This is a genomic window from Variovorax sp. LjRoot130, from assembly GCF_964253755.1.
Taxonomy (GTDB): Bacteria; Pseudomonadota; Gammaproteobacteria; order Burkholderiales; family Burkholderiaceae_C; genus Variovorax.
The window spans coordinates 84793-101919 of sequence record NZ_CAXURM020000002.1; the positions used below are offsets into that span (position 1 = coordinate 84793).

Here is a 17127-nt window from a genome sequence, read left to right on the forward strand (position 1 = left end):
GGTTCTCATGCTGAAAGAAAGCCGCCGTCCACCGGCAGCACCACGCCATTGACGTAGCTGGCCATGGACGAGCACAGGAAGACGACCGGACCCACGATCTCGTCGACTTCGCCGCCGCGGGCCATCGGCGCTCGCTTCATGTACCAGTCGGTGCCGCCGGGCACCGCCAGTTGCGGCGCCACCATGTCGGTCAGCATCAATCCCGGCGCCACTGCATTGGCCCGCACGCCGAAAGGCGCGAGGTCGCGCGCCAGCACCTGCGTCAGCGATCGCACCGCTCCCTTCGAAGCGACGTAGCCGGCCGAGGAGATGCCACTCACGAAAGCGACGATCGACGACAGGTTCACGATGCAGCCGCGCGATTGCTTCAGCGCCGGCACGAAGGCATGCGTGACGTTGAAGAGGCCCTGCAGGTTGACCGAGATGAGCCGGTCCCATACCGCCGCGGCCTCCGGCTCGTCGATGCGGGCCTTGCCGGAAATGCCGGCGTTGTTGACCAGCACGTCGATCGGACCGAAGCGCTCGGTCAGGTGCGCGGCGCAGTCTTGCGTGGCCGGGCGATCGGTGACGTCGAGCACCACGCTCCATGCCTCGCCGCCCGCGTCGGTGATGGCCTTGGCCACCGCCGCCGCGTTGTCTGCATGGATGTCGGCCACGATGACGCGGGCGCCTTCCCGGACGAAGCCGCGCGCGATGGCCGAGCCGAGACCGCCGCCCGCACCGGTCACGAGCGCCAGCTTGTTCTTCAGCAAATCCATTTGTTTTCTCCTTGTGCCTCGGCGCGTCAAACGCCGAGATACGCGCGCCGCACGGCGGGATCGTTGATCAGTTGCTGCGACGGACCTTCCAGGTTGATCTCGCCGTTCTCGAGGATGTAGGCATAGCTGGCCACCGTCAGCGCCAGCCGGACGTCCTGCTCCACCAGCAGGATGGTCAGGCCCTGCTCGCGGTTGAGTCGCTGGATGGATTCGAAGATCTGTTCGACCAGCACGGGCGACAGGCCCATCGAGGGTTCGTCGAACATGATCATCCGCGGCCGCGACATGAGTGCGCGGCCGATCGCCAGCATCTGTTGCTCGCCGCCGGAGAGGGTCGAGGCGCGCTGCTCCCGACGTTCCTTGAGGCGGGGAAACATGATATAGACCTTGTCGAAGTCTTCCGCCATCTCACGCCGGTTGCGGCGCAGGAACGCGCCGAGCTCGAGGTTCTCGTGGACGCTCATTTCCTTGAACACTTCCCGTCCCTCGGGGACCTGCACCAGCCCGCGCTGGACGATCTCGTCGGACGGCAGCCGGTGGATCGGCTTGCCGTCGAAGATCACCTCGCCATGGGTCGGATCGACCAGGTGCGAAATGGTGTTCAGCGTCGAGCTCTTGCCGGCGCCATTGCTGCCGAGCAAGGCGACGATCCCGCCTTGCGGTACCTTGAGGGACACCTTGGACAAGGCCTGTATCGCGCCGTACGAAGCACTGATGCCGCGCAGTTCGAGAAAAGGTTCAGACACGTGCGGCTCCCTTGCCCAGATAGGCTTCGATGACCTTTGGGTCCTGGCTGATTTGCTGCGGCGTGCCTTCCGAGATCTTTTCGCCGAAGGACATGACGGTGATGCGGTCGGAGATCGACATGACGAGCTGCATGACGTGTTCCACCAGCAGCACGGTGATGCCGTCGCGCTGGGCAAGTTCGGTCAGCAGGCGATCGAGGTTCTCGATGTCGCTGTTGCGCAGGCCGGCGGCCGGTTCGTCGAGCAGCAGCAGCCGCGGCTTGAGCGCCAGGGCGCGCGCGATCTCCAGCAGCTTCTGGTGGCCGAAGTCGAGTTCCTTGGCACGCGTGTTCCGGTCGTGCGTCAGGCCGACCCGTTCGATCAGGCTGTCGACCAGCTCGCGGGTTGCGGCGTTGGGCCGGCGCAGCAGACCGCCCAGCGTGCTGGCGCTGTGCGCATGGCAGCCGAGCAGCACGTTCTCCTGCACGCTCAGATCACCGAACAGTTCGAGGTTCTGGAACGTGCGCGCGACGCCGAGCCCCGCCATGCGCGAGGGGCGGTGGTGCGTCACGTCCAGGCCGTCGATTCGAATGCGACCGGCCGTGGGCTGGTAGTACCGGGAGATGCAGTTGAAGGTGGTCGACTTGCCTGCGCCGTTGGGCCCGATCAGCGCGTGGATGGTGCCGCGCTCGACCTTGAAGGACAGGGCGTTGACTGCCGTCAACCCGCCGAAGCGCACCGTGATGCCCTCGACTTCGACGAAGGGGTTGGCGCTCATTGGAGTACCTTCGCCTTCGGCTGCGGTGCGAGCGCCTTCGGGCGGCCGGGCGGCACTCACGACCGTACCTCCTGCGTAACCTGGGGAACCTGGCGCGCCACGCGCCCGGCCCGGTCGGCGAACAGGCCCTTGGGCTTGAACATCATGAAGCCCATCAGGATCACGCCGTAGATCACCTCCTGGATCGACAGCGCCTGCCGCAGCAACTCGGAGATCAGCCCAAAGGCAATGGCGCCGGCGACAGCGCCTCGCACCGATCCGATGCCGCCCACGACCACCATCGTCAGCACGACGATGGTCGTCTGGAAGCCGAGACTTTCCGGATGGATGAAGGAGGTGAAGAGCGTATACATGCCCCCCGCGATGCCGGCGAACGCCGCCGAGATCGCGAACGCACTCTGCTTCATCGCCTTGACGTTGATTCCCATGGCCATGGCCGCCACGTCGCTCTCGCGCACCGCACGCAGCGACGAGCCGTACTGCGACCTGGACAGCGCGATGGTGAGCCACAGCATCAACGCCATCAGCACCGCCACGAAGGGGTAGGCCTGCAGGTCGTTGGTGAGCTTGTAACCGAACAGCTCGGCGGGCTGCATGCGCATGCCGTTCGAGCCGCCCGTGACGCCTTCCCAGTTGAGGAACACCCATTGCATCGCCTCGCCGAAGGCGAAGGTGGCGAGCGCAAGGTAGATGTCGCGCATGCGCAGCGCCAGCAGGCCGATGACGTAGCCGAGCACCGCCGACAGCAGCCCGCCCGCCAGGATCGACACGATGAAGGGTGGATGCCAGGCTGTGTTGATCAGTCCGGCGGTGTAGATGCCGATGCCGTAGAAGGCGGTGTGCGACAGCGCGAACTGGCCGGCCTCGCCGATGACGACATGCATGCCGAGCGCCAGTACGATGAACACCATCAACAGGTTGACGACGTACAGCACGTAGCCGGAAACCGCGAACGGCAGCGCGAGGAGGACGACCACGGCGAACAGCATCGCCCAGCGGTCGGGAGTCATGTTTTTCATACTTTTTTCACCTGCGGCTTGCCGCCGAGCAGGCCCTGGGGCCGCAGCACCAGGGTGACCAGGATGGCGAGGAAGGGTGCGACCACGATGGCATTGGTCGAGATGAAAAGGCCCACCAGGTTCTCGATCACGCCGATCAGCAGGCCTCCCAGCACGGCGCCGGGCAAGCTGGTGAAGCCGCCGACGATGGCCGCCGCATAGGCCAGGATGGCGATGTGCGCGATGTCGGGAGTGATCAGCACCTTGGGCGTGATCAGCAAGGCGGCGATCGCCGAGATCAGGCCGGACATCGCCCATACGAGCATCCGGATGCGGGACAGCCGGATGCCGACGATCTGCGCGGCGCGCGGATTCATGCCGACCGCGCGCATGGCCTTGCCGATGCGCGTGCGGCTGAACATGAAGTACAGCAGCAGCATGACGATCATCGACACGATGAAGATGACGACGTCGAGCCGCGTGAGCGCCGCGTCTCCGATCACCACTGCATCGGCCGAGACCAGCGACGGCAGCGAGCGCGGCGTGTCGCCCAACCCGGTCTGGCGCACCATGCCCTTCAGCGCGTAGGCGAAGCCGAGCGTGGCGATCACGAGCTGGACGCCGACGCCCTTGGAAACCGTCACACGTTCCATCACGACGCGCTGGAAGAGCGCGGTCCCGCCCGCCACGACGACCAGCGTCAAAGGAATGACGATCGCATACGGAAGTTGCGCGACGAGCAGCAGCATGAGCGCCACGTAGCCGGCCATCATGAAGATTTCGCCTTGCGCGAAATTGGGCACATCGGTGGTCTTGAAGACCGCGACGATCGCGATCGCCAGCAGGGCGTAGACGCTGCCCGTCACCAGGCCTGACAACACGCCCTGCTGCAGGAACAGCCAGATATCACTGAGACCCATGGTTTCACCGGCTGCGGGCGCTGTTCACAGCATCCGCGGCCGCTCCTCGCTGGTTGGTTACTTGCTGGGCTGGTAGGTCCACTGGCTGCGGTATGCGCCAGGCACGAGCGTCTGTTTCTCGCCGTCGAACTTCAGGTAGATGGCCGACTTCTGGCCGGCATGGTCGGTCGCGGTGAGTTCGATCGGACCCGCCATCACGCCGGAGTCGAACTTGGTCTGCGACAGCGCAGTCAGGAATTTCTCGCGCGTCAGGTTCGGGCCGGCCGCCTTGAGCGCGTTGACGACCGTCATCGCAGGCGGGATGCCGTAGGGCATGTAGGTCTGCGGATAGCCCGGCTTGGAAGCGAGTTCGGGGTAGTAGGTCTTGTACATGTCGTACACCCACTTGAGCTTGGGGCCGCCGGGAACGTCGGCCAACACTTCCTGGATGTAGACGTTCTTGAACGCTTCCTTGTTGCCGACGTTCTCGACCAGCTGCTTCAGGTCGGCCGTGCCGTTGACGCCGATGACGATCGGCTTGTTGAAGCCGAGCTCATGAGCCTTCTTCACCAGCAGGCTGACCGGCCGCGCATAGGTTGTGATCAGCAGCACGTCCGGATTGCCCGCGCGGATCTTGAGCATCGGCGCCGTGACGTCGGTGAGATTCGGATTGATGGATTGCACCTGCAGGTCCACCCCGATCTTCTTGGCCTGGAAATCGGCGGCTTCGAGGTTCCAGCCGCCATAGGCGTCATCGTGGTTGATGTAGCCGACCTTCTTGCCCTTCAGGTGCTCCGAGGCAAACTGGACCATCGAACCACCAACGGCGCGCTGGGAGATCGAGAAAGCGCCGTAGATGTACTTGGATGGCGGATAAAGCGCCCCGTCGCCCGAAGCGTTGAGCATGACGTACGGAATCTGCGCGCGCTCGACATATTCCCGTGCGCCGACCACCGCGCTCGAACACGAGCCGCCGTTCAGCGCAAAGACCCTGTCCTGCTCCGTAAGCTTCTTGACCGCGGCCAGCAGGTCGTTGGCATTGCAACGGTCGTCTTCGATCACCAGCTCGATCTTCCTGCCGTTGACGCCGCCTTCCTTGTTGATCTTGTCGTAGTACATCTTGGCGGCGTTCATCACGTCGAAGCCATATGCCATCGAATTGCCGGACAGCGGGCCGAACAAGCCGATCTTGATGGTCTTGTCGGTCAAGCCGGGTTCCTGCTGCGCCTGGAGTGCGCCGACCGCGAGGCTGCAAGCGGCAAGGGCAAAGACGGATCTGAGAAGTTTCATGAATGTCTCCTGTTGGTTGAGCGAATCGGGGGACGCTTCTGCTACTGCATGCGGTAGCCGCCGTTGACGTCGATGACGTCGCCGGTGATATAGGAAGCGGCGGGGGAAACCAGGTAGCACACGGCCGCCGCCACGTCGTCCACGGTGCCGACGCGGCCGAGCGGGATGTTCTGCGCCACCGACGCCAGCGCACCGCTGCTGGTCACCGTGCTGCGGAGCATCTCGGTATCGATCAGGCCGGGCGCGATGACGTTGGATGTGATGCCCAGGTGCGCGGCTTCACGCGCGAAGGCTTTTGCGTAGCCATGAACCGCCGACTTGGCGCCGATGTATGCGGCGCTTGATCGGTAGCCGCCGAGCTGTGCGGCGACCGAGCCGAAGAAGACCACGCGGCCATGCTCGACATTCGCGGCCTCGCGCCGTTGCAGGTATGCCCGGCTGCACAGAAAGGCGCCGCGCGTGTTGACCGCGAAGCTGCGCTCCCATGTATCCAGGGTCATATCCTTGATCATCGGCCGCTCGCCGCCCGGAAGGATCAGCAGGCCGGCGACGCATACCAGCACGGCGACAGGTCCGACGCTCTCTTCGATCTCGTCGAACAACGAATCAACCGCGCGCTCGTCGGCCACATCCACGGTGCGGCCAACATGCGGCGAGCCCAGACTGTCCGCCACGCGTGTGGCGTTGGCGCCGTCGATGTCGGCCACCACCACCCGCAACCCTTGCGCCGCCAATTGGCGGGCGATCGCTTCTCCGATGCCGCGGCCGCCACCCGTGATCACTGCCAACCTGCCGTCCGATGCCTTGTTTGCCATGCGATTCCTGTGAAAAAAATGCGCTTCTCATATCTCGAGAGCAATGCAGTATGTATACATGATGAGTGACGATATAGCGGGTTTACCCTATTTATGGCGTAAATTGGTCTTTCATGTATACTTGCTTGGCAATTCAAGAACCCTTAAGTACTGGAGGCTCGGCGTTGGAAACACTGTCTCACCAAGTCACCGAAGCCCTGCGCGACTGGGTCCTTCACGGCCGCTTCAAGGCCGGTGAACGCATCGAGGAAATTCCGACTGCGCTAGCGATGGGCGTGTCCCGTACCCCCGTGCGCGCAGCGCTGGCGACGCTCGCCAGCGAAGGCCTGATTGACCATCAGCCCAAGCGCGGCTACGTGGTGCGGGAGTTCGAGCTCGATGTCATCGTGGCGGCCTATGAGGTGCGTGCCGTACTTGAAGGACTGGCCTGCAAGAGCGCGGCGCAGCGCGGTCTGGGCGACTTGCAAGCGCAGCGATTGCGCGACTGCCTCGAAATCGGTGATCGCATCCTGGCAAAGGGCTCCCTGCAACCCGAAGACCACGAGCCCTATCAAAAGATGAACATCGATCTTCACAACACGCTGCTGGAAGCTTCCGCGAACCCGTGGGTCGGTCGGTTCGCGGAACAGGCCAACAATATTCCTTATGCGTCCGACCGGATCGTGCTCTGGGATGTCGAGCACACAGTGATTCTTCGATCACATGGCGATCACCATCGCATCATTGAAGCGGTCCTCGAGCGCGACAGCGGCCGTGCGGAGCAGCTCATGCGCGAGCACGTTTACTACGCGGGGATCATATTCAAGAGCAACTTCGAACGCCTGATGAAGGCAGACGCCGAGAGCGCCGCGTAAGAACGTTTGCCTTCCAAGGTCGCGCGGTAGGTGGCATCAAAGTTGCCGGGCCACGCGCTTCAAGTGACGCCTATCCCCTCGTTCCTGCGGATGCCTACGGCAGCTGCCGCTTAAGTCAAAGTGAGCGACTGCTTTGCGGCAGGCAATATTGACCGGCCAATGTCAACAGTGGCCCGTTGCGGTCCTTCACGTCTGTGGAAGCGGAAGTTCGGTGCGATGGTCGACAGAATGCTGCGCAGGGCTAGACAGAATGGCTTGAGCCGTTGAGGTGGCCCGTCTCCAGGACTACCGTGGGTTGCGCACCGTGGGTGCGCCGAGCCACAACGCTGCACCCCGAGGGGCGGACAGCGTGTCAACGAGCAAGGAGACGGGCCATGAGTCAATCTACCACCACTGCGGCCACCGTTTACGTTGGCCTAGACGTCCACAAGGACAGTATCGACATCGCCCTGGCCGAGGCCGGCCGTGACGGCGAAGTGCGCCATTTGGGCGCGGTCGCCGGCGGCGTCGGTGCCGTCACCAAGGCCCTGCGCCGCCTGGTCAGCCGGGGCCATTGCCTACATGTCGTCTACGAAGCGGGCCCCTGCGGCTTCGTGCTGCAGCGCCACCTCGCCGCACTGGGCTACCACTGCGAGGTGGTGGCGCCCTCGTCCATCCCCAAGCGCTCGGGTGATCGGGTGAAGACCGACCGCCGCGACGCCTTGATGCTGGCGCGCCTGGCACGCGCAGGTGAACTCAGTGCCGTGCGCGTGCCGGACGCCGTGGACGAGGCGCTGCGCGATCTGGTGCGCGCCCGCGAGGACGCGGTGCGGGAACAGCGCAACGCGCGCCACCGCCTGAAGGCGCTGCTGTTGCGCAGCGGCGTGGTGTACGCGGGCAAGAGCGCCTGGACGGCGGCGCATCTGCGCTGGCTGGCCAGCATGGCGCTGCCGCACGCCGCGCAGCAGATCGCCTTCCAGGAGTACCTGCACGCGGTGAGCGAGTCGGGGGCGCGCATCGCACGCCTGGAGCAGTCGCTGCGCGATGCGCTGGCGGGCTGGTCGCTGGCGCCGGTGGTGGCCGCGCTGCAGGCGCTGCGCGGTGTGCAGCTCATCGCCGCGATCACGCTGGTGGCCGAGATCCAGGACTTCCACCGCTTCGCCAACCCGCGCCTGTTGATGGCCTACCTGGGCCTGGTGCCCAGCGAGAGTTCCAGCGGCCAGCGCCGCCGACAGGGTGCCATCACCAAGGCCGGCAACTCGGCGGCGCGGCGCATGCTGGTGGAAGTGGCGCACCAGTACCGCTACCCGGCGCGGGTCAGTGCGGTCATCGCCAGGCGCCAGTCGGAGTTGCCCAAGGCCGTGACCGACATCGCCTGGACGGCGCAGTTGCGGCTGTGCGCGCGCTTCAAGCGGCTGGCCGCGCGGCGCATGCCGCACAACAAGATCGTGGTGGCCATCGCGCGCGAACTCTCGGGCTTCGTGTGGGCCATTGCGCGCGAGGTGACGCCGCCTGCCTCGACGTGAACCCGCGATGACATGGCAAGCAACGCGAAGGAGGCGCCTATCGAACAACCTCTTTGAGGCCGGATCGGGAACGCGGCGCAGCCACGGCCACAGGGGAATCCTCGGCGCGGCTATTGCGCAGCCACGCAAGTGACCAACCGCAGACCCTAGAAAGCAGGCAGCCCCGCGACGAATACATGAACTGTCGGTAGCCAATCCACGCATATCAGCATGATCAACCGTCGCTCACGCACCCGGCTCCGTCGCGTTCCCCATCCGGCATTCGCGAACGAATTCTGCAATCCGGAACCCGGAGAGATGGGCTTGCGCTCTTGACAGGATCAAGCCATATCAGCCGCCCGCATGACGACGACAGTTTCTTCACACGGCCCTCGCCAGTCCAGGGAGGCAATCTCGGCCAGCGATTGCCGGGCTGAGATGGCAGCCTCAAACCCAGAGACGCCGTCCGCCTCCACCGGGACCTACTTCGTCGCCGCTGCCACCTTGGCCAGCCGCTCGATCTGCTCCCGTCCCTCCTTCAGCAGCGCATTCCAGCTGTCGGGCGGGTTGCCATCCTTGAGCATCTTTCGGAAGGTCTTGTAGGCATCTGTATCACTCTCGTAGGCACGCCTTGTGTCCTCGTCGTTCACCCAGGCCAGCAGGATCGTCTTGGTCTCGGCGTGGTAGCGGAAGAACAGGCGGTACTGCTGCAGGAACTTGGCACGGAACCAATGCTTGTACTCGTCTCCCAGGGTGTCGCCCTGGCGGAACTGCGGATGCGTAGGGTCTTGAGGGATCAGTTCAAACGCGACCTTCGTTACCGCAGCCAGGCGCTTGGCCGCGTTCTTCTTCATCCAGCCCTTCGAGTCGCGCTTCTTCAGCGCCTCCACCTTTTGCGCGAGTTCCTCGAGTTGGTCCAGGAAGAGCGGGTGCGCGAAGATGTTCCAGCCGTTGATGATCAGAGGCCTCGGTTCAGCGGCCTCAGTCATTCGTCGTCACACGACAGCGCAGCGTCCAGGTCAACATCGACGCCTTCGGTAAGGCCACGCAGGCGCTCCACGAACCCGGCGTCCACGGCCTTCACGCGCTCCGGGTGGGCAGCGATGTCCTTGGCCAGGAAATTCAAGAACTGGCCCATGACAGGATCCGCCTCGGCGGCTGCTTCGGCACGACTGATCACGACGTTACCATCCTTCAGCTCGTAGTGAATCTTGTCGCGCTTGCCCAACCGCAACGCCTGCCGAATTGGCTCGGGCACTGTGGTCTGGTAGCGGTCGGTGAGGGTGCTTTCAGCTTTGAGGGTGGCAGCCATTTCGGCCTCCTGAAAATTTTGCTTCCCCGGATAGTAATGCAATTGCATTGTCTTGGCAATGCACTGCATTGTCAGCAGCGCTGCTCGCCGCTCTCACCGGTCCCGCGGGTTCTGAGGTGCCGTCGCACGCCCGCTTATGGCCGAGGATTACGGTAGGGACGCCCATTGCTGGACGCCCCCCGCACAGATCCGTACGTGCCCGATTCAGGCATACGGCTCCTACCTTGGGTGAGTGACGGCAAAGCGCTGGTCAGGCCACGGATGAAGGATTCGGGGCGGCGGTAGCCACGCATCAGCGAGCTTCGTCATTCGTTGCCACGTCATGTGATCCTTTTGGCTTCGACGCCGAAGCGTTCGTCGCCAGAGATCACTGACATAGTGGCGGAACGCGCCGAGCGCCCGGGCATTCGTCGGCACCGCCGTGGTATGCGAAGAACCCCGTGACCACTGCCCTCAGCCATCGGCCCTGTTCGGGGATGGCGTAGTACATGCGGCTACGCAGTTCCTCCTTGACCTCGCGAAGCTTCGCTCGCATGCGGTCGCCCCGGCTCTTGCGCTGGAGCTGGAAGGCTCCGCGTCGAGACCTGCCGCAAATGAACGTGAACCCCAGGAAGCTGAAGGTTTCCGGCTTACCCAACCCGCTGTGCTTTCGTCGCGCCGCCGCGTGGCGGCCGAACTCCAGCAGCCGGGTCTTTGCCCCGTGAAGCTCGAGCGCGAACTGCTCGAGCCTCTGCCGCATCGCATCCCAGAATCGCCTCGCATCGGCTTCGTGCTCGAAGCCGACAACGATGTCGTCGGCATAGCGCACGACGATCACATTGCCGGTGGCTTCGCGCCGCCGCCATTGCTGAGCCCAGAGATCGAAGACGTGGTGCAGGTAGATGTTGGCCAGCAGCGGCGATGCCACTGCCCCTTGGGGTGTCCCCCTCTCACTGACGCTCCAGTTCCCGTCTTCCAGGACGCCCGCCTTGAGCCACTTGCGCACAAGACGGATGACGCGCTCGTCGCCAATCCGGTGCTCCAGGAATCGGACCAGCCAGTCTTGGCTGACCGAATCGAAGAAGCCTCGAATGTCGGCGTCGAGAATCCAGTTCACCGGGGTGTCGCAGATCGCCACCGACAGTGCGTCCAACGCGTCATGCGGCCTGCGCCCGGGCCGGAACCCGTACGAGAACCCGAGGAAGTCTTCCTCATAGACGGCGTTGAGCACCGCGACGAGCGCACGCTGGACGATCTTGTCTTCCAGCGCGGCGATCCCCAGCGGGCGCTGTCTGCCGTCCGGCTTCGGTATCAACCGCCTCCTGACGGGCAGTGCCCGGTAGCTGCCACTCTGGACCTTCGAATGCAGTTCCTGGAGGTTGCCCTCCAGGTTCGCCTCGTAGTCCCGCCACGTGACGCCGTCCACTCCGGGTGCGGCACGGCGCTTGAGCGCCAGGAACGCGTCCCGCAGCAGTTCGACCGCCACGTGATGCAGCAGCGCAGTGAACTTCTCCTTCTTCCGCTGCCTTGCAGCGTTGCGTACACGGTCCAGCCCCTGTGACACGCTACCGCGGCTCTGAGTCCGTCGCGTGTGCGGTTGGCCCGTGTTCCCCTTGGTCCCCGCCCTTGGCTCCGCCCACTCCGCAGTCGGTCGCCCGACCTTGTTCGCAGGCTTCATCGCTACTATGGCGGAGTCTGACTTCTCGGGTCCGTTCATCATCGGCTACGGCTCCTCGCCTTCCCGATGCGGGCCAACCCAACATCGCGCGGCTGGTCAAACCCGAGATCTCCCGGTTCCCGTGCAAAGAGCGTGCGTGCATGCCAGGTTCTACGACCACGCCGGGTTGCCCGAGTGCTTGCGAGGACGCATTCGGACATGTTGCCTTCCGCTACACAGACAGCGTCGGCACCCGGGAACAGTTTTCTATCGCGGCTCAATGGCTGGCCTGCACGTACCCCTACCGACGCTTCACGTGCATCCTCACGAAAGCACGCGCACGGCTCGGGGCCGATGTGGTTCGCTACTCCTTCATCGCAGTGGACTTGCACCACCTACTCCTTGCCGGTCTCCCGGCGCACCTGTGTGAAAACTCCGTTGAGTCATGTTTTCAGGGGTCCTTGACCCCTTGGCACATCAGAAAAAACGCAACCTGAGTCCATCTGAGAGGTCGACCTTCGGAGCGATGTCGACCGCATTGAGTTTTCACACAGCCTCGGCCGATTTGCGACTTCAAGTATGACGATCGATCCAATCGCGAAGCGCAGCTTTGCGCTGTGGCCCTGCGGGAGGATCGAGAAGAGTTTTCGCTTCGGCATCCGTGACCCGCTCCCGACCAGTTGCGCCATTGGCAACGCAGAACAACGAGGCCCACCGCGCACCGCATGTACCGCAGGATGTCAGGTCCATCTCGAACGAGTTCGCATGGCCCGAGGACCGAATCCGGCTGTCGCTGCTGGCGGTAGACACCCATGGCTACACGAATACGGCGATGGCAATCGCCAAGCTACGACGGCCAGCTACGAGAAGACGAGCTTGCACAAGCTGTAGGCACGGTCTGCAGCGACGAAGAGTTGCGGGCGACTTGGCGCACCTATCAATTGGTCGGCGAGGTGCTGCGGTCGGGCGTCCATCCTGCGTGCAGCGCGCCGGTTCTTTCGCCCGAGGCTTTGCTCGCGGAACCCCGTGACGAGGTGGCGAACGAGCCGGTGTTGCGTGGAAACTGGTGGCAGGCTTCGCATCGCTGGCGGCAGCGGCGGCCATCGGATGGAACTGGGTCAGCGGTGCGGTGCCGACGCTCAACCAGCAGCAGCGCACCAGCAGAGTTCTGGCTCGGTCCTCGCGGCATCGCGTGGGCGGCAGCCGTCCGCCGCGTCCCCGCTCGCTCCGACGCAGGTCGCGGTCGGAACTGGCGCCCCTCAGGTGATGCTGCGTGATCCTCGACTGGATCAGTTGCTCGAGGCGCATCAGCAGGCTGGCGGTGCGTCACAGATGCCCTCCGGTTTCCTGCGCAACGCCACCTTGGAAGGCCCGTGGCGTTGAATTCATGCCGAACTCGAACCTGCCGAGCAGCATCATGAACACCCGTTCGATTACTTCCATCCCAACCAGATCCTGAACCCGCAGCCTTTGATGAACGCCGTGATGCTCGACTCGCTGGTGACCTGTCCCACCGCGGCCACCGCGCCCACGCCAAGCGGCGTGATCGAGCAGAAGATCGCTGTTCTGGCCGCCATGCGGCAATTGCTGGGCGGACTGGTGCAGCAATGCGATGCCGTTGACGGCGGAACTGTCTGCCTGATCATCGACGTGCTGGCGCGGGAGTGAGGTCAGGCCGGGTTCCGTTGCTCCCCAGACCCCAATGCCCTCGGCACTCCCTGTTCAACGTCCGGCAGCAGCCAGCCGGGGGCCGAGCAAGCGGCCCAGCGCGACGATGAGCGCCGCGGTGCCCAGGTTCCAGACCAGGATCATCACGGTTGCGTCCAAGCTGTGAAAAATCGACATCGCCGTGGCGCTCATCGCGCCCACGGCCAGGCTTCCCGTCAGCGAGACTGTGCTCGCCGACAGCACCGCCCCGTGGCGCAGCATGGCGAACATGGCGAGCGACAGCGGCAGACTGATCATCAGCAGGGTAGCGAAACATCGCGCCGTCTCGCCGAACTGGACACCATCGGGGCCGATGCTGACCCAGTTCACCAGACATCCGTACCCGACGGTGCCCACCCACGCGAGCAGCGCGGGCACCGGCAGCAGGGCCCAGCCGCGCGATCGGTCGGGCAGGTTCAGCTTGAACGATGCGATGGCCGCCAGCACGCCCGTCAGCAGCGCGGCAGCGGTGCCGACGATGAAGTCCGGCTGCTCCAGTCGCTGCGCAAGGTCGGGGCGCACGCCGTGGCCCACCGCCAGCAATCCGAAGATCAGCGCCGGCAGCAGCAGCCACAGCGCCGCCCGCAACAACGGCGGCCGCAGACGGCGCACCGGCCGCGCATCGGCCACCAGCGCTTCGATGAGATCGCTCGTCTTGATCATGATCCGCTGCCGGGTCCGTTGAGTAGCTTGTGCAGGTTCTTGATCCCGCGGTGAGCCGCCACCTTCAAGGCGGCGATCGACATTCCGCTGACCGTGGCGGCCTGGCGCAACGACATCTCCTGCAGTTTCAACAACTTGATTGCCTCACGTTGCCCCGGCGGCAGGCGCTCCACCGCCTCGCGAACGGCCACCAAGTCGGCACTTTCCCCAGGGTAGTTCGCTTCGGTGACCACCAAGGTTTCATGTCCGGGGGCCAGCGGTGTCTCGTGCTGTGTGGCGCGGCCCTGGCGGCGCAGCCGGTCGACCATGCGCCGATGCGCAATCGCCACCAGCCATGGGCCGAAGGGGCGGCCCGGATCGTAGGTATGACGGATGGAATGAACGGTGAGCAGGACATCCTGCACCGTGTCTTCGACATCGCTGCGATCGCGATGCGCCTTCACCGCCAGCGAGCGCAAATACGGCGTGATCTCGTCGAGCAGGCGTCGATAGGCCTCTCGATCACCCGCCTGGGCGCGCGCCATCAAGATGGACCAGTCGAACTCGCGCACCACGACGGGCATTTCGCTCGGCGACGTTGTGTGAGGGACGAGCCTCAACGCAGGGTTTCGATCACGGTTGCTGCTCACGCAACGCACGATAGCCCTCAACGCGGTCCGCCGGGGCGACTATTTTTCTTTCGCGGTGCGTAACCTTTCGCCGCCCTCGGACGAACCTTTGAGTGTCGGTCTCGACCCGAGGCCTTAACGCGAGAGGTGAAACCATGACTCATCAAGTGTTCGCAGGTTCAGCGCTGTCTACCGCGCTCGGACTGGTGTTGGCCGCATCGGGGATGGCGGCCCAGGCGCAAGGCATGGACATGAGCAAGGCGCCACAGGCCGTCAAGGACAACATGGCGCGCATGGAGAAGAACAAACTGGAGAAGTGCTACGGCATCAATGCCGCCGCCAAGAACGACTGCGCCGAGGGCAAGCACTCCTGTGCCGGCCAGTCCACGCAGGCGCGCGACCCCAAGTCCTTCGTGCTGCTGCCGGCGGGTGACTGCGCCAAGATCCAGGGCGGAAGCATGAAGTCGAGTTGAGCGCGGTGGCGGCCATGCGCGACGAACGCGGCGCGGTGCCGGCCGCCGCGGGGATCGGGCTGCGCTTCCAGCACCACGAGGCCGTGCTCGAGACACGGCCCGCCGTCGCCTGGCTGGAGGCGCATACCGAGAACTACATGGGCGGCGGCGCGCCGATCCGCACGCTCGAGGCCATCCGGTGCGACTATCCGGTGTCCCTGCACGGCGTCGGCCTGTCGCTGGGCAGCGCGGACGGGTTGGACGCCGCGCACCTCGAACGCATTCGGGATGTCGTGCGCCGGATCGAGCCGGGGCTCGTGTCCGAACACCTGTCATGGAGCGTCGTCGGCGGTACCTATCTGGCCGACCTGTTGCCGCTGCCGATGACCGACGAAGCGCTCGACCTCGTCTGCCGCCATGTCGACCAGGCCCAGACCTGTCTGCAGCGCCAGATCCTGATCGAGAACCCATCGACTTACCTGCGCTTCAAGCACTCGACGATTCCCGAGTGGGACTTCATCGCGGCAGTGGCGCAGCGCACCGGCTGCGGAATTTTGTGCGACGTCAACAACATCTACGTCAGCGCGTGCAACCACGGCTGGGACGCCTCGACCTACCTGGCCGCGCTGCCCGCTCACGCCATCGGCGAAATCCATCTCGCCGGCCACACGCTGAGGCAGCTCGAAGGCGGACAGGCCTTGCGGATCGACGACCACGGCTCGCGCGTCGCGCCGGAGGTCTGGGCACTGTATGCGCAGGCGCTGGCTCGGTTCGGCCCAGTGCCGACCCTGGTGGAGTGGGACACGAACATACCGCCCATGGACGTGTTGATGGCCGAGGCGGCCCAAGCCGCGGCGCTGCTCGAGGAGACGGGCCATGCCTTCGCTGCATGATGTTCAGCAGGCGATGCGGCGCAGCATGCTGGAGGATGCGGACGACCATGCGGCGGACCTGATCGTCGGCGCGGGACTGGCGCCCGCGCAGCGGCTGAGCATCTATCGCAACACCATGGTCGCAACGCTCGCCAACGCGCTGCGGCTGTCATTTCCGGCCGTGCATCGGCTGGTCGGTGCGGACTTCTTCGAAGGCGCAGCGCAGATCTTCGCGCGCGAACAAGCGCCGCGCCGCGCCGATCTGAACGCCTACGGCGCCGAGTTTCCGGATTTCCTGCAGCGCTTCGAGCCTGCGGCGACGCTCGCCTACCTGGCCGACGTGGCTCGCCTCGAATGGGCGGTGAACCGTGCGCTGCATGCGTCCGACGCCGACCCGCTCACGGTGGAGCGGCTGGCAACCGTTGCACCCGCCGACCACGGCAAGGTGTGCTTCACGGCGCACCCGTCCGTATCGACGTTGCGCTCGGACTTCCCGGTCGACAGCATGTGGCACGCCGTGCTGCAGCAAGACGGCGAGGCCATCGCCGCGATCGATCCGGGCAGCGGGCCCGTGTGCTTGCTGGTGCAGCGCCTGACGGGCGAGGTCGAAGTCGAGCGCCTCGACGAGGGCGCGTGGCGTTTCACGGCCGCACTGTTCGACGGCAGGCCACTCGAGGCCGCGCTCGAGTCGGCGGCGGGCGTCGATGCGCCCGCACTTCTCGCGCAGCACTTGAGTGCGGGGCGCCTGGTCGCATTCCGGCTCGCCGGTGCGGCCAACAAGCCTTGCCGGCCGGAAGGAACGCCGTGATCCATCTTCTCGCACGCCTGCGCCGCTGGCTCGAGGCGACTCCCTACACTGTCCTTGCGGTCCCGCTGCGGCTCGCGGTGGCGACCGTGTTCTGGAACTCCGGGATGACCAAGCTCGCGAACTGGGACACGGCCGTTGCACTGTTCGCGGACGAATATCGCTTGCCGCTGCTGCCGCCGGAGCTTGCGGCGTACATGGCGGCAAGCATCGAATTGAGCGCACCGGTGTTGCTCGTGCTGGGACTCTTGACCCGGCCCGCCGCCGCCGTGCTGCTGGGCATGACGGCGGTCATCGAGATCCTTGTCTATCCCCAGGCGTGGCCGACGCACATTCAGTGGGCAGCGATGCTCCTCGTTCTGCTGTGCCGGGGGCCCGGAGCCTGGTCGCTCGATCATTGGTTGTGGCGGAGGGTCGGTTCGCACGAGGCTTGACTACGAAGCGCTGCTCAGTTGGGCTGCATCTCCCAGG

Annotated in this window: 19 protein-coding genes and 1 pseudogene; 8 read left to right on the top strand and 12 right to left on the bottom strand. The window is 64.9% G+C overall.

The window, feature by feature from the left end; genetic code table 11:
- Positions 1 to 5: 5 nt before the first annotated feature.
- Genes ACSQ86_RS30070 through ACSQ86_RS30100 form a run of 7 tightly spaced genes read right to left on the bottom strand, consistent with a single transcriptional unit; the run spans position 6 to position 6263 of the window.
- On the bottom strand, positions 6 to 758 hold the full coding sequence (locus tag ACSQ86_RS30070) for an SDR family NAD(P)-dependent oxidoreductase (protein WP_436307477.1): 753 nt from the start codon (positions 756 to 758) through the stop codon (positions 6 to 8).
- A gap of 26 nt (positions 759 to 784) precedes the next feature.
- Positions 785 to 1504 (bottom strand): ABC transporter ATP-binding protein, encoded by a 720-nt coding sequence (locus ACSQ86_RS30075; RefSeq protein WP_436307476.1) that lies wholly within the window; start codon positions 1502 to 1504, stop codon positions 785 to 787.
- Complete coding sequence (locus tag ACSQ86_RS30080; RefSeq protein ID WP_436307475.1) at positions 1497 to 2261, bottom strand: ABC transporter ATP-binding protein; 765 nt, start codon at positions 2259 to 2261, stop codon at positions 1497 to 1499. The genes ACSQ86_RS30075 and ACSQ86_RS30080 overlap by 8 nt, the downstream gene beginning before the upstream one ends.
- Before the next feature lie 56 nt (positions 2262 to 2317).
- Positions 2318 to 3280, bottom strand: coding sequence for a branched-chain amino acid ABC transporter permease (locus tag ACSQ86_RS30085; protein WP_436310348.1), 963 nt, complete (start codon positions 3278 to 3280; stop codon positions 2318 to 2320).
- Positions 3277 to 4179 (bottom strand): branched-chain amino acid ABC transporter permease, encoded by a 903-nt coding sequence (locus tag ACSQ86_RS30090; RefSeq protein WP_436307473.1) that lies wholly within the window; start codon positions 4177 to 4179, stop codon positions 3277 to 3279. Before ACSQ86_RS30090 ends, ACSQ86_RS30085 begins: the two co-directional genes overlap by 4 nt.
- Positions 4180 to 4236: 57 nt before the next feature.
- Positions 4237 to 5448: an ABC transporter substrate-binding protein gene (locus tag ACSQ86_RS30095; protein ID WP_436307472.1), complete on the bottom strand. Its 1212-nt coding sequence runs from the start codon at positions 5446 to 5448 to the stop codon at positions 4237 to 4239.
- 41 nt (positions 5449 to 5489) lie between these two features.
- Complete coding sequence (locus tag ACSQ86_RS30100) at positions 5490 to 6263, bottom strand: SDR family NAD(P)-dependent oxidoreductase (RefSeq protein WP_436307471.1); 774 nt, start codon at positions 6261 to 6263, stop codon at positions 5490 to 5492.
- A 164-nt stretch (positions 6264 to 6427) separates the two neighbouring features.
- Here ACSQ86_RS30100 and ACSQ86_RS30105 point away from each other — a divergent pair, with 164 nt between their 5' ends.
- Together ACSQ86_RS30105 and ACSQ86_RS30110 are read left to right on the top strand one after the other, a co-directional pair.
- Positions 6428 to 7117, top strand: a complete 690-nt coding sequence (locus tag ACSQ86_RS30105) for a GntR family transcriptional regulator (RefSeq protein ID WP_436307470.1) — start codon at positions 6428 to 6430, stop codon at positions 7115 to 7117.
- A gap of 374 nt (positions 7118 to 7491) precedes the next feature.
- Entirely contained in the window at positions 7492 to 8622 is a 1131-nt protein-coding gene (locus ACSQ86_RS30110; protein WP_436305038.1) for an IS110 family transposase, read from the top strand.
- Between the two features lie 461 nt (positions 8623 to 9083).
- Here the strand turns inward: ACSQ86_RS30110 and ACSQ86_RS30115 are convergent, their stop codons facing one another.
- The 3 genes and pseudogenes from ACSQ86_RS30115 to ltrA form a co-directional block, all read right to left on the bottom strand.
- A complete protein-coding gene (locus tag ACSQ86_RS30115; RefSeq protein WP_093111161.1) occupies positions 9084 to 9590 on the bottom strand; it encodes a type II toxin-antitoxin system YhaV family toxin in 507 nt (168 codons plus the stop codon).
- Positions 9587 to 9913 carry a type II toxin-antitoxin system PrlF family antitoxin gene (locus ACSQ86_RS30120; RefSeq protein WP_436307469.1) on the bottom strand — a complete coding sequence of 109 codons (327 nt, stop codon included), beginning with the start codon at positions 9911 to 9913 and terminating at the stop codon, positions 9587 to 9589. Before ACSQ86_RS30120 ends, ACSQ86_RS30115 begins: the two co-directional genes overlap by 4 nt.
- Positions 9914 to 10132: 219 nt before the next feature.
- Positions 10133 to 11612 (bottom strand): annotated as a pseudogene (ltrA, locus tag ACSQ86_RS30125) (group II intron reverse transcriptase/maturase).
- Positions 11613 to 12361: 749 nt separating this feature from the next.
- Here ltrA and ACSQ86_RS30130 point away from each other — a divergent pair.
- Both ACSQ86_RS30130 and ACSQ86_RS30135 read left to right on the top strand, forming a co-directional pair.
- A complete protein-coding gene (locus tag ACSQ86_RS30130; RefSeq protein WP_436307468.1) occupies positions 12362 to 12826 on the top strand; it encodes an RseA family anti-sigma factor in 465 nt (154 codons plus the stop codon).
- Positions 12827 to 13034: 208 nt separating this feature from the next.
- Positions 13035 to 13217, top strand: a complete 183-nt coding sequence (locus ACSQ86_RS30135) for a hypothetical protein (protein ID WP_436310349.1) — start codon at positions 13035 to 13037, stop codon at positions 13215 to 13217.
- Between the two features lie 54 nt (positions 13218 to 13271).
- Here the strand turns inward: ACSQ86_RS30135 and ACSQ86_RS30140 are convergent, their stop codons facing one another.
- Positions 13272 to 13919 carry an NrsF family protein gene (locus ACSQ86_RS30140; RefSeq protein WP_436310350.1) on the bottom strand — a complete coding sequence of 216 codons (648 nt, stop codon included), beginning with the start codon at positions 13917 to 13919 and terminating at the stop codon, positions 13272 to 13274.
- Complete coding sequence (locus tag ACSQ86_RS30145; protein ID WP_436307465.1) at positions 13916 to 14482, bottom strand: sigma-70 family RNA polymerase sigma factor; 567 nt, start codon at positions 14480 to 14482, stop codon at positions 13916 to 13918. The genes ACSQ86_RS30140 and ACSQ86_RS30145 overlap by 4 nt, the downstream gene beginning before the upstream one ends.
- A gap of 200 nt (positions 14483 to 14682) precedes the next feature.
- Between ACSQ86_RS30145 and ACSQ86_RS30150 the strand changes: the two genes are divergently transcribed.
- Genes ACSQ86_RS30150 through ACSQ86_RS30165 form a run of 4 tightly spaced genes read left to right on the top strand, consistent with a single transcriptional unit; the run spans position 14683 to position 17090 of the window.
- On the top strand, positions 14683 to 15000 hold the full coding sequence (locus ACSQ86_RS30150; protein ID WP_436307464.1) for a BufA1 family periplasmic bufferin-type metallophore: 318 nt from the start codon (positions 14683 to 14685) through the stop codon (positions 14998 to 15000).
- A gap of 14 nt (positions 15001 to 15014) precedes the next feature.
- Positions 15015 to 15872, top strand: a complete 858-nt coding sequence (bufB, locus tag ACSQ86_RS30155; RefSeq protein ID WP_436307463.1) for an MNIO family bufferin maturase — start codon at positions 15015 to 15017, stop codon at positions 15870 to 15872.
- Positions 15856 to 16659 carry an HvfC/BufC family peptide modification chaperone gene (locus ACSQ86_RS30160; RefSeq protein ID WP_436307462.1) on the top strand — a complete coding sequence of 268 codons (804 nt, stop codon included), beginning with the start codon at positions 15856 to 15858 and terminating at the stop codon, positions 16657 to 16659. Before bufB ends, ACSQ86_RS30160 begins: the two co-directional genes overlap by 17 nt.
- Positions 16656 to 17090 carry a DoxX family protein gene (locus ACSQ86_RS30165; protein WP_436307461.1) on the top strand — a complete coding sequence of 145 codons (435 nt, stop codon included), beginning with the start codon at positions 16656 to 16658 and terminating at the stop codon, positions 17088 to 17090. The genes ACSQ86_RS30160 and ACSQ86_RS30165 overlap by 4 nt, the downstream gene beginning before the upstream one ends.
- Positions 17091 to 17127: the final 37 nt, after the last annotated feature.

Excerpts from the sequence above, each read along its gene's own strand:
- ACSQ86_RS30070 (WP_436307477.1), bottom strand. The coding sequence starts at position 758 with ATGGATTTGCTGAAGAACAAGCTGGCGCTCGTGACCGGTGCGGGCGGC.
- ACSQ86_RS30095 (WP_436307472.1), bottom strand. The coding sequence starts at position 5,448 with ATGAAACTTCTCAGATCCGTCTTTGCCCTTGCCGCTTGCAGCCTCGCG.
- ACSQ86_RS30085 (WP_436310348.1), bottom strand. The coding sequence starts at position 3,280 with ATGAAAAACATGACTCCCGACCGCTGGGCGATGCTGTTCGCCGTGGTC.
- ACSQ86_RS30160 (WP_436307462.1), top strand. The coding sequence starts at position 15,856 with ATGCCTTCGCTGCATGATGTTCAGCAGGCGATGCGGCGCAGCATGCTG.
- ACSQ86_RS30145 (WP_436307465.1), bottom strand. The coding sequence starts at position 14,482 with ATGCCCGTCGTGGTGCGCGAGTTCGACTGGTCCATCTTGATGGCGCGC.
- ACSQ86_RS30150 (WP_436307464.1), top strand. The coding sequence starts at position 14,683 with ATGACTCATCAAGTGTTCGCAGGTTCAGCGCTGTCTACCGCGCTCGGA.
- ACSQ86_RS30100 (WP_436307471.1), bottom strand. The coding sequence starts at position 6,263 with ATGGCAAACAAGGCATCGGACGGCAGGTTGGCAGTGATCACGGGTGGC.
- ACSQ86_RS30130 (WP_436307468.1), top strand. The coding sequence starts at position 12,362 with ATGGCTACACGAATACGGCGATGGCAATCGCCAAGCTACGACGGCCAG.
- ACSQ86_RS30120 (WP_436307469.1), bottom strand. The coding sequence starts at position 9,913 with ATGGCTGCCACCCTCAAAGCTGAAAGCACCCTCACCGACCGCTACCAG.
- ACSQ86_RS30135 (WP_436310349.1), top strand. The coding sequence starts at position 13,035 with ATGCTCGACTCGCTGGTGACCTGTCCCACCGCGGCCACCGCGCCCACG.
- ACSQ86_RS30080 (WP_436307475.1), bottom strand. The coding sequence starts at position 2,261 with ATGAGCGCCAACCCCTTCGTCGAAGTCGAGGGCATCACGGTGCGCTTC.
- ACSQ86_RS30115 (WP_093111161.1), bottom strand. The coding sequence starts at position 9,590 with ATGACTGAGGCCGCTGAACCGAGGCCTCTGATCATCAACGGCTGGAAC.
- ACSQ86_RS30140 (WP_436310350.1), bottom strand. The coding sequence starts at position 13,919 with ATGATCAAGACGAGCGATCTCATCGAAGCGCTGGTGGCCGATGCGCGG.
- ACSQ86_RS30110 (WP_436305038.1), top strand. The coding sequence starts at position 7,492 with ATGAGTCAATCTACCACCACTGCGGCCACCGTTTACGTTGGCCTAGAC.
- ACSQ86_RS30090 (WP_436307473.1), bottom strand. The coding sequence starts at position 4,179 with ATGGGTCTCAGTGATATCTGGCTGTTCCTGCAGCAGGGCGTGTTGTCA.
- bufB (WP_436307463.1), top strand. The coding sequence starts at position 15,015 with ATGCGCGACGAACGCGGCGCGGTGCCGGCCGCCGCGGGGATCGGGCTG.